The sequence below is a fragment of the Lacrimispora sp. 38-1 genome, assembly GCF_049890855.1.
Taxonomy (GTDB): domain Bacteria; phylum Bacillota; class Clostridia; order Lachnospirales; family Lachnospiraceae; genus Lacrimispora.
On record NZ_JBANEW010000099.1, the window covers coordinates 381675 to 392755 of the forward strand.

The 11081-nt window shown below is 43.5% G+C and carries 10 protein-coding genes and 1 pseudogene; all 11 read right to left on the bottom strand.

Annotation, left to right across the window (positions count from 1 at the left end; translation table 11 throughout):
* Positions 1 to 5 precede the first annotated feature (5 nt).
* Positions 6 to 599, bottom strand: a complete 594-nt coding sequence (locus tag V7D18_RS27435; protein ID WP_426159225.1) for a nucleoside-triphosphatase — start codon at positions 597 to 599, stop codon at positions 6 to 8.
* A complete protein-coding gene (locus V7D18_RS27440) occupies positions 599 to 1630 on the bottom strand; it encodes an XdhC family protein (protein ID WP_426159268.1) in 1032 nt (343 codons plus the stop codon). The genes V7D18_RS27435 and V7D18_RS27440 overlap by 1 nt, the downstream gene beginning before the upstream one ends.
* On the bottom strand, positions 1630 to 2556 hold the full coding sequence (locus V7D18_RS27445; RefSeq protein ID WP_426159227.1) for an NTP transferase domain-containing protein: 927 nt from the start codon (positions 2554 to 2556) through the stop codon (positions 1630 to 1632). Before V7D18_RS27445 ends, V7D18_RS27440 begins: the two co-directional genes overlap by 1 nt.
* 135 nt (positions 2557 to 2691) lie before the next feature.
* Positions 2692 to 4278 (bottom strand): SH3 domain-containing protein, encoded by a 1587-nt coding sequence (locus V7D18_RS27450; RefSeq protein WP_426159229.1) that lies wholly within the window; start codon positions 4276 to 4278, stop codon positions 2692 to 2694.
* 191 nt (positions 4279 to 4469) lie between these two features.
* Positions 4470 to 5267, bottom strand: a complete 798-nt coding sequence (locus tag V7D18_RS27455) for an ABC transporter ATP-binding protein (protein ID WP_426159230.1) — start codon at positions 5265 to 5267, stop codon at positions 4470 to 4472.
* Positions 5268 to 5269: 2 nt separating this feature from the next.
* Positions 5270 to 6184 (bottom strand): ABC transporter permease, encoded by a 915-nt coding sequence (locus V7D18_RS27460; RefSeq protein ID WP_426159232.1) that lies wholly within the window; start codon positions 6182 to 6184, stop codon positions 5270 to 5272.
* A gap of 149 nt (positions 6185 to 6333) precedes the next feature.
* Positions 6334 to 7374 (bottom strand): ABC transporter substrate-binding protein, encoded by a 1041-nt coding sequence (locus V7D18_RS27465; RefSeq protein ID WP_426159234.1) that lies wholly within the window; start codon positions 7372 to 7374, stop codon positions 6334 to 6336.
* A 218-nt stretch (positions 7375 to 7592) separates the two neighbouring features.
* Positions 7593 to 8456, bottom strand: coding sequence for a YitT family protein (locus V7D18_RS27470; protein WP_426159236.1), 864 nt, complete (start codon positions 8454 to 8456; stop codon positions 7593 to 7595).
* A 141-nt stretch (positions 8457 to 8597) separates the two neighbouring features.
* Positions 8598 to 10115, bottom strand: a complete 1518-nt coding sequence (gene galT, locus V7D18_RS27475; protein ID WP_426159238.1) for a UDP-glucose--hexose-1-phosphate uridylyltransferase — start codon at positions 10113 to 10115, stop codon at positions 8598 to 8600.
* A gap of 89 nt (positions 10116 to 10204) precedes the next feature.
* The gene (locus V7D18_RS27480; RefSeq protein WP_426159240.1) at positions 10205 to 10720 is read right to left on the bottom strand and encodes a Gx transporter family protein; all 516 of its coding nucleotides are present in this window, start codon (positions 10718 to 10720) and stop codon (positions 10205 to 10207) included.
* Between the two features lie 115 nt (positions 10721 to 10835).
* Positions 10836 to 11081, bottom strand: a pseudogene (locus V7D18_RS27485) (hypothetical protein); the annotation flags it as partial.

The following is an 11081-nucleotide window of genomic DNA, read 5'->3' on the forward strand; positions in this document are numbered from 1 at the left end:
TGTTTTTAAATCCCTTCACTTAAATATTTTAAGATCTTCTCCCTGACCGCATCCTCATCCTTACGCCAAAAGGTCAAAAGCTGGTTGTCCTGATTCATTAAAACAGCTTCTTCCAGCTCATCGCGAAGATGGGAAGCAGAAGAATTGCATCCATGACGGCTCAACATCATTGCAAAATTTTTCCGGCTCTTAATCACTCCAATACAGGGTTTTGGACCTTTCATGCAGTCATGAACCGCTTCCATAAATTCAGGTATTAAAAGTTCCACTCCGCCAATCTCATCCATCAGTATGAGTTTATTATCTCCATGAACGGAAAGCAGTTTCCTGCCTTCATTCTGAAACACCTCCGGAACTGATACCATTCCTTCTTTCATACGTCTTAAGAATATGTTGGTAAGCCCTTCCTGATAACAGGCTATCGGCTCCCACTCCTCTTTGGCAGAAGCCAGCCGGAAACCAGCTGTATCCCCGTTTTCATCAATCAGCCGCTGGGAATAGAATCCGCCTGTAACAGCCCGGAATGGTTTCATGCACTGAAAAAGAAGTGTGGTCTTTCCTTCTCCTGAATCTCCCGTTAAAAAAAGACTTTTTCCCATTACCTGCGTCTTCCTTCCCGGCCTGCCCTGATGCTGATTAACTCTCCTGCAACACTGATGGCTATTTCAGCCGGTGTTTCCGCATATATTTCCAGGCCGATGGGGCTGTGGCAGCTGTCAATTTTATCACCTGCAATACCGTCCGCCATAAGCTTTTCTCTTATAGATGCCAGTTTTTTTCTGCTTCCTATTACTCCCACGTAGCAGGGATTTCTGGTTAGAATCTGTCTCTGCACAACGTAATCTGACTGATGGCCTCTGGTCATTATGCACACATAGTCACATTCCCTGATCTCCAGATAGTCAAAGATGCGTTCAAAGTCTCCTGTAATGGTTTTCTCAGCTGCAGGGAACAGAGTCTGGCTGGAAAACTCAGCACGGTCGTCAAAAACCACGCACCGGAAGCCAATATGAGTGAGAACCGGAACAATCTCCTGAGCAACATGTCCGCCGCCAAAGATATAAACACGGCCGGCACTGACAAGAGGTTCACTGTAATATTTGTGCGCTCCAAAAGAAAGCTGAACCGATTTATTCTTAATCAGCTCTTCCTTTAAAGCCTGGTCCGGTTCCTCAATTCCAAAAAAACCTGAGGATTCATTATAAAGTCCCATTCCCCACGCCGTTTCGTCAGTGATATCCATGATAAGCCAGCTGTTTTCATCTCTTTCAAATGCTTTTTCTATCTCCCGGCAAAGATTCTGAAATCCCAGATTTTCATGATCCAGATATTGAAAATAAACCACCACATCTCCGCCGCAGATCATCCCCAGATCTGCCACCTGTTCCTTTCCCAGCACAAAACCATGGGTGTAGGAAAGCTTGTCTTCCATTGCTTTCAGTGCTCTTTCCACAGACTTAAACTCTACTGCGCCGCCCCCTATGGTCCCTGCAGTCGTTCCATCTTTGCGGACCAGCATATGGGACCCGGATCCTCTTGGTGTGGAGCCTGAGCTGGCAATAATCGTAACCAGAACAGCATCCTCACCCCGTAATAGTGTGGATAATACTTCATGAAACAGCTGTCTCATCATAAACCCTCCTCAAAGTATTTTTTTAACAGTTCTTCTGCCTTTTCTTTTAATTCCTTTTCAAACGCCATATATTTTTCCATTAAATCCACTGCCTTTGGTGTAAGCTGTGAAAATCCCCCTTCTAAACCGCCTGACTGTGTGACCAGCAAAGGATACCCCAGCTGGTTTTCTGCATTCTTTAAAAGCTTAAAGCCCTTGCTGTAAGACATATTCATCTGACGGCATGCTGTCTGCATGGACCCTGCATGCTCAATCAGCATTAGAAACTGCGCCATCTCAGGACCGAAAAACACTTCATCAAATTCCAGGGACAGACTGACAGACGGGCGCATGACATGGTGTCCCAGAGCCGGATATACGGCAGTATCCTGATTTGATTCAACCGCTTCGATAATCCCCTTATCATCTACCGGGATTTCTTCGATCAACGCATCTACCCCTTCCTGCCTTAAAGCCCCTCCTAATCCCCTTTCGCCCCTGTATGTGAGCAGGGATGGAATCAGATCTTTATGGATCATAACCGGATGGCCCCTTCTTCCCTCATATACCGGACAGGAAGCCTTCCCGCTGCATTCCATTATCTTTTTAATTGTTTCCGGAAGAAGCAATGGGAATTTTGGGGGAAGAATTAAAATTCTGTCGCACAGATCCTCTATGTAGCGAAGCCCCATTCCAATGCTGTCAAACATCTGGGAGTTCTCATACTCCTCATTTCTTAAGCAGATAACCCTTAATTTGGATATATGTTTTTCTACTTCCTTCGCATCCCTGCCGGTAATCACCACAATAGGATCGACCCCGCACTGTTTCAGTGTGGTTATAATCCTTCTGATAACTGTAGTATGACCAATTGGCAGCAACGGACTGAATGCATTGGCAGAACTATTATGTCCTGCTGCAGTTATGACGGCACCTGTCTTCAAATAAATCCCTCCCACCGTTATGTTTTCAAAAATATAACGCTTCTTAACCTGATTATAATTGATTGGGAAATATTTGTAAACCCATAATAAACGCAAAAACTCCCGGAACGGATAATAATCCGTTCCGGGAGCATGTTAATCTCCAATCATGTTTCTAATCTTTACAGGAGTCCGGTAATTCCAGGTGGAAATCTTTATTCCGCTTCTCCGGCTCGCTGCATGAACAATCTGACCATTGCCGATGTACATGGCAACATGATTGATCGTTCCGCCGCTGCTAGCATAAAAGAGCAGATCACCCGGCTTCATCTCTCCTGATTTAACTGCTTTTCCCATCCCAGCCTGGGAGCCGGAATAATGAGGAAGGCCTACACCAAACTTACTATAGATTGCCATGGTAAATCCGGAGCAGTCCGCTCCTTTTGTCAGGCTGGTTCCTCCCCATACATAGGGGTTGCCTAAAAACTGGAGCGCGTAATTTACGATCTGGGTCCTTAAGGAGGACTGGGCATTGGCTTTTTCTTCAAGAGGTGAGAACTTAATGGCTTCCGGCAGCGCATAACGTACATCAATGTAATCCGTAGAAACAAATGCGCTGCTGTTTTCTTCCAGCTCAATCTCAACCCATCCATCAATCTGCTTTAAAACAGGATATTTCTCATTATTGGATATCTGCGTCCATATTTTGGCATCTGTGGAGGGTTCTGTTCTGGCATTCAGCATATCGGTATTCACCACAGCCATCAGCTCAGCCACCTGCATGGCCTCATCCTTCGCCGCCTGACCAGTGAGTATAAAGTCTGACTTTACATAGCCGGTCACTTTTCCAGACTGGATCTTATACCAGCCGTCATCAGTTGTCTCCAGAATATTACCGGCTGCCTTACTTGGCATCTTAGCGATAATCTTACCGTTCTCACTTGGCTCTTCTCTGACATTTAAATAATTATCTACATCAGAAATACCAATATTCTTGTAATAATTAAAAACCATGGCCTTTAAATCCAGCTTCCTGGCTTCGTTCATGGAATATTCAAGTTTAACATAATCCGCTGACAAATATCCGGTGGGAATCTGCACCCAGCCGTCAGTCTGATCCACCACTTCATACCGTTCATCCGTCAATGCCTGACCAACTACATCAGAGTCGGTAGACGGCTCTTTTCTGATATTTAAATTATCAGTCTGGACGATGGCCCTGAGCTTTACCAGATCCTGAGCCTTCTTCTTCGCGTCATCTCCGGTAATAACAAACTCCGAAGTAATATAACCTTCAATTCCGCCGGAGGAAATACGGTACCAGCCCTGTTTCGTATCCTCTAATATGTCACAGGCACTGTCTCCCTGCAGCTTTCCGATTACATCAGCATCTGTCCCGGGTTCTTTTCGGACATTTAAATACCCGCTTACCTGTACAATACCCAGGTTTTTATAGGAATTAATAACTTCTTCCTTCGCTTTCAGCTCTGCTTCATTCTCTGCCTTTTCATCTGCATCGCCAGCTGCCTTTGTATCCGCCAAAAGAGCTTCAGAACCTGTAGCTGCTGCCGGCCTGGCATTCTTTTGCCTGCTGGCAGTAATTCCCGCTGCGGCAACAACAGATACCAGAAGAATTGCAGAACCTGTGAGTATCAGAATCTTTTTATAATCATTCTTATTGCGATTTTTTTTTGCTTTATCCAAACGGATTATGTAATCTTTTTTCTCGTTGTTGTTTTCCATTCTGTATTTTCTCTCCATCCTCATATATTCATCGGCTGACCGATTCAGATTATGAGCCTATCTGCTACAGTATATCACAATTTATTACATATTGCGACAATTGTATTTCAAAAAATTATTAAGATTATGTTACAAACTAATTAAAAACAGGACCAGAGGCATCTGTTAACGCCCCCGTCCTGTTCATAAGTTTATTTTGCCAGAATCATGCGGTCATTGGAAAATTCCTCTCCGCTGGCTTCTTCAAATTTTTTCAGTAGATCTTCCACTTCCAGTTTTTTCTTTGCCTCCCCTGAAACATCATATATGATACGGCCTTCATGCATCATGATCAGCCGGTTGCCGATCTGAATGGCATCTTTCATATTATGGGTAATCATAAGTGTGGTGAGATTCTGCTCAGCCACAATCTCCTGTGTAATATCAAGAACTTTTCTTGCTGTCTTAGGGTCCAGTGCAGCCGTATGCTCATCTAAAAGCAGAAGCTTTGGCTTTTGAAGCGTGGCCATCAAAAGAGTGAGTGCCTGCCTCTGGCCTCCTGAAAGAAGTCCCACCTTATTGGTCATACGGTCCTGCAGTCCAAGTCCAAGCTTCTGAATTGCATCATAATAAAATGTTTTTTCTTCGGATTTAATTCCCCATGACAAGCCTCTTGCTTTCCCTCTTCTGTATGCAAGCGCCATATTCTCCTGTATCTCCATACCGGCGGCTGTTCCCATCATCGGATCCTGAAAAACCCTGCCGATATACTGGGCTCTCTTATATTCCGGATATCTGGAAATATTAATTCCGTCAATCTCAATCTTTCCGGAATCAATGGGGTATACACCGGCAACCATATTTAACATCGTGGATTTCCCGGCTCCGTTACCGCCGATGACTGTAACAAAGTCTCCTTCATTCAGATGAAGGTTAATGCCATTCAGCGCTTTTTTCTCATTGATTGTATTCTTATTAAAGGTTTTTCTTACATTCTTAATATCAAGCATGATCATTCTCCTCCTTCTGTGTAAGATTTCTTCAGACGAAGCTTTCTCACCACAACAGGCACGCAAAGCGCCACCGCAACAATCACTGCTGACAACAGTTTCATATCATTGGCATTCATACCCATTCTTAATACAACTGCACGGATCACGAAATAAATCACAGAACCCACAACTGCAGAAGTCAGTTTGCTTCCAAAGGAACGAAGTCTGCCCATCAGCACCTCTCCGATTACAATGGCTGCAAGGCCGATGACAATCGCTCCGGTTCCCATACCGATATCCGCATATTTCTGGCTCTGGCAGACAAGACCGCCTGATATTCCAACCAGTCCGTTGCTGATAACCAGCGCAAGAAGCTTCGTCCAGTTGGTATTCACTCCCTGGGCGCGTATCATTGATTCATTGTTTCCTGTAGCACGCATGGCGCTGCCGATTTCTGTTCCAAAAAACCAGTAGAGAAGCGCAATCATGATCACTGCGATTCCAATGCCAATCACAAGAGAGGCAACGGGTTTATTCAGTCCGGTAAGATCAATGAATTTTGATATAATTGTATCGGTCTTTAAAAGGGGAACGTTGCTCTTGCCCCCCATAATCCTCAGATTAACGGACCATAATCCGATCTGGGTTAATATTCCCGCCAGAATCGCCGGAATTTCAAAGATTGTATGTAACAATCCTGTCACTGCACCGGCAGCCATTCCTGCAATCGCCGCCACTGCCAGGGCAACCCACGGATCCACATGAAAATTAAGTATCATAACGGCGCAGACACAGCCGCCCAAAGCAAAGCTTCCGTCTACGGTCAAATCCGCAATATCCAACAACTTATAGGTAATATAGACACCTAATACCATAATCCCCCATAAAACTCCCTGAACCACCGCGTCCTGAAGGGATACCAGTAAACCGTTCATCAATCATTCCTCCGCATACTTTCTTTTCACAGGCATAAATGCCTTACATAAAAAATGCCTGATTCATCTTTTATGTAAAGCATCTATGGATTACAGGCGGTCGTTTTCCAGACCGCCTGTTCATTTCAACCATTTTATTCTTTCTGTTTTTATTTCAGACCGGATAAATCAATACCCAGTGTCTTTGCAGTTTCTTCATTTACAGACAGTTTGCACTTTTCAAGGGGAAGATATTCAATCGGCATTTTAGAAACGTCTCCGCCTTCTGTTAAGATCTTCACTGCCTGCTTGCCGGTTAAATAACCAAGCTCATAATAATCGATCCCATAAGTTGCAAGACCGCCGGCTTTTACCATTCCTTCTTCTCCGCAGATCGTAGGAATTTTATTTTCGTTGGCAATCATCGCTACCGTAGTCATACCTGCTGCAATGGTGTTATCTGTCGGTGCATAGATTGCGTCCACTTTTCCCACCATGGAGGTAACAACTGTCTGGATCTCATTGGAGCTTGAAACGGTATAATCCACGGCTGTCATTCCTTCCGCCTCAATTGCTTCCTTTGCCATCTTTGCCTGAATTTCAGAGTTGGATTCTGCTGTACAGTAAAGAACACCTACTGTTTTTGCATCCGGGAGAATCTTCTTTAATAAGGAGATCTGTTCTTTTACAGGAGTCAGATCTGAGGTACCGGTAATATTGCCTCCTGGTACTTCATTGCTTTCAACCAGATCGGAAGCTGCCGGATCCGTAACTGCCGTTACAAGTACGGGTATCTCGCTGGTTGCGCCTGCTACAGCCTGAGCTGCCGGAGTTGCTATGGCAAGAATTAAATCATCTCCGTCATTCACCAGTTTGCTGGCAATCGTCTGACAGGTAGGCTGGTCGCCGGAAGCGTTCTGCTGATCAACCGTATAGTTTAAACCAGCATCATCCAGTGCCTGTATAAATCCTTTATTAGAAGCATCTAAAGCTGTATGCTGAACCAGCTGAAGAACTCCGATTTTATACTGTTTTCCATCTGCTGTTTTAGCCGCAGTCGTTGCTGCTTCGCTTGCTTTTTCAGAGCTTTGTGCTGCTGTGGTATCCGCAGCTGCCTCCGTCTTTTCAGGCGCCTTGCCGGAGCATGCAGCAAGGGACAACATCATGACACCTGCAAGTGCCAGGGATAGTGCTTTCGCTTTCTTTTTCATAATTTCTCTCCTCTTCCTTCTAAAACTTGTCCTGTTCAGAACTTAATTTGTATCATACTACAAAAAATAACCTCCGTCAATTTTATTGCTTTAAATTTATGTGTTTTTAAAGTGCTAAAGTACATTTTCATCAATTTTAACTAATTTTTCAATATAAAACCGTTATTTTTTATGCAAAAAACCGAAGAACAACAGTCCTTCGGTTTTTTTTCTATTCTTTAACTGGCAAGAAATCCCTTGCCTATAATTTCGCTTGAATTGGAAATGAGTACAAATGCAGACGGTTCCACACTGCGTATATAATTCCGAAGCTTAAGTGCCTGAGAACGCTTCATGGTTGTCAGAATCACCGTCTTTTTATGGTGGCTGAAAGCACCCTGGGCTTCATATACCGTAGCACTGCGATTCAGTCCATGAATAATATAATCGCAGATCGGAGCGGGATCATCACAAATGATGCTGAAGCATTTACAAAGATTCATGTTCTCAATGACATCATCAATTACCAGTGATTTTGCCATTAATCCCAGGGAAGAAAACAGTCCCGTCTCTGGTCCGAAAACAAAATAAGCGATTATCACTCCGGTTACATCCACTAACAGAAGAACAGTTCCGATATTAAAGCTGGTATACCGTTTTAATATCATCGCAATAATATCCGTGCCTCCGCTTGATGCTCCGATGTTAAACAGAATCGCGGTTCCAACACTTGGCAGAAGTATGGCAAAAATCAGTTCCAGCAGCGGCTCTTTTGTCAGTGGTTCGGAAATCGGGCATACCTTTTCCAGAATATATAAGAAAACCGACATCAGGACACTGGCATAGACGGTCTTAACACCAAAACTCCGGCCTAAAAACAGAAATCCAAGCACAAGCAGCACAGTGTTCACAATCGTAGTAAACTGACTAGCTGACCAATGGGTTAATGCGCTGATCACAGTCGCAAGCCCGGTCACACCTCCGAAAGCAAAATTATTGGGAAATTTAAAGAAGTAAATCCCCACCACCATAATCCAGATACTGAACGTAATCAGTCCATACTCCGTAAGCGTTCTCAGTGTTTTATTTTCTATCTGCTTCATGACTGTTAATATGTCCCCCTCCGGCTCATCAGTCCGGTTCCGTATTCAGTAAACGGAGACTTTCCATCCGTTCCCACTAGAATATAACTCAAAGGGAGCATAATTACAAACATGATTCTATCTGATAGTATCACAGTCTTTCTATTGTGGCATCGGTTTAAATCCCATACTGGTGAGAAATCGCTTAAATCCGGCCCTTCCTGCCTCATCGTATTTGAATACACCGGCATCCTCAAGCACCCGTTCAAACACAAGGCCAACCTCTTTTTTTAATATTTCATCTATATTATCTTTTGTGAAGGATTCATATCCTGTGCGGAAGGAATCAACCCAGTCTCCATGCTTTTCAATTATTTCATTGCTTCTTAAGTCTCTGCCCTCAATCAGATATTCCGATATAAGGTTTAACTCTTCCTTCAGTCTGGATGGAAGAACAGCAAGTCCCATTACTTCAATTAAGCCAATATTTTCTTTCTTTATATGGTGCAGCTCTTCATGGGGATGATAGACTCCGTAAGGAAATTCTTTTGTCGTAATATTATTTCTCAGTACAAGATCCAGTTCATATTCATCGCCCCGTTTTCTTGCAATGGGGGTTATTGTATTATGAGGCTGTCCGTCAGTATTTGCAAAAACAAATACTGATTCATCGGTATAGGCTCTCCAGGATTCCAGTACTTTTGTACCAAGTTCAATTAAATCCTCCGGTTTTTTGCTTCTTGTACGCAGAACAGACATGGGCCATTTCACGATACCGGCAGTCACATGTTCAAACCCCTCTATGGAAAACAGCTCTTCTTCTCTGGCTTTCGCCATTGCAAAATCATAATTTCCTCCCTGAAAATGGTCATGGGATAAGATTGATCCGCCTACAATGGGTAGATCTGCATTAGACCCCAGAAAATAATGAGGAAACTGCTTTACAAAATCAAATAATTTTACAAAGGTATCCCTTTCGATCTTCATAGGGGTATGAGTTCCGTTGAAAACAATACAATGTTCATTATAATAAACATATGGAGAGTATTGAAATCCCCACTGGCTGTTATTGATCTTTAAGCGTATGATTCTGTGATTATTTCTGGCTGGATGATCCGCTCTTCCCGCATACCCCTCGTTCTCCATGCAAAGCTGACATTTGGGATAACCGCTTTGTTTTGCAAGCTTTGCTGCTGCAATGGCTTTTGGATCTTTTTCCGGCTTTGATAAATTAATGGTGATATCCAGATCTCCATATTTGGAAGCAGTGACCCATCTCATATCTTTTTTTATCCGATACCGTCTGATATAATCAGAATCCTGACTCAGTTTATAATAATATTCAGTGGCCGCCTGAGGCGTCTGATGATTGTATAATCCCCAGAATCTGGTTTCTACTTCACTTGGTCTTGGCATCAGACAGTTCATCAGCTTGGTGTCAAGCAGGTCCCTGTATGTAATGCTGTTTTCAGGAATGATTCCAGTTTCAAATGCATAGTCCAGCAACTCGCCTAACACCTCTTCCAAATCTATATCACCCGGCTCATCCTGCGGCTCTTCATACTCGTCCAGCCACAATACGTCGAGAATCTGATTTACTGCATAATAACGGTCTTCCTCACTGATCAGCCCTGTTTCCAGCCCATAAGTTACCAGTTTCTTAATTGCCTTATCAATCATTCTGCTATTCCTCCTGGATTTCATTCCATCTTTTGTCTCTCCCATTATACCTTTGACAAAGCCTTAACACAATATAATATCTTTCTGATTTAATACAATTTTTTTATAACATCCCTGATTCTGCTGATGATCATGGATCCCAGTATACCAATGACCAGACCTGCTGCCGTACCGGCTATTAACAGCATCGGAAGATAAAAAAACACTCCCGCCTGCTTCACCACAAAGGCTGCCACAGTAATCTGTCCGATATTATGTCCGATTCCCCCCAGAATACTGATTCCCGAAGTTCCAAACCAGTTCTTTTTTTTGCAAAGAACCATAATGGCAATGCTCAGTCCCCAGCCTGCCAGACTGTACAGCATGGCAAATAAGTTCCCGAACGTAAATCCTGTCAGTACAATTCTAAGAAGAGAAACTACTATGGTTCCGGAGGTTCCCACGGTATAAAGCCCCACAACAGTTACCAGATTTGCCAATCCCAGCTTTACACCCGGTATACCAAGGGAAATAGGGATGAGACTTTCCACAAAGCTGAGAACAAAGGCAAGTGCAATCAGCATTCCGTATAGTGCGGCCATGTGTGCCGATTTCTTTTTATTCATTTTAAAGCTCCTTCTTTTTAACCTGCAGATTCCATCTTATCACACTTACGTACCGGTGTAAAAAGAAAAATCCCGGAAAAGGGCAATTCCTGCCGGTTTCCGGGAATATATGATTCTACTGCTGTTTTGATGCCTGGCTTAAACAGTCTTTCACTCCGTTTACAAATCCCATTAAGTTAATGCTGACAGAAGATACGGAATCTGTATATCCTTTTTCATTCACAAGACCTTCCAATGACTGGTGTTCCAGTACATAACCGACCACCGCTTCCGCCTGTTCATGCCACTTAAGACCTTTTTCTGTCATGACATACTTTCCATCCATGGAAAGCTGGCTCTTTTTGGTTCCGTCTTCCTTTAT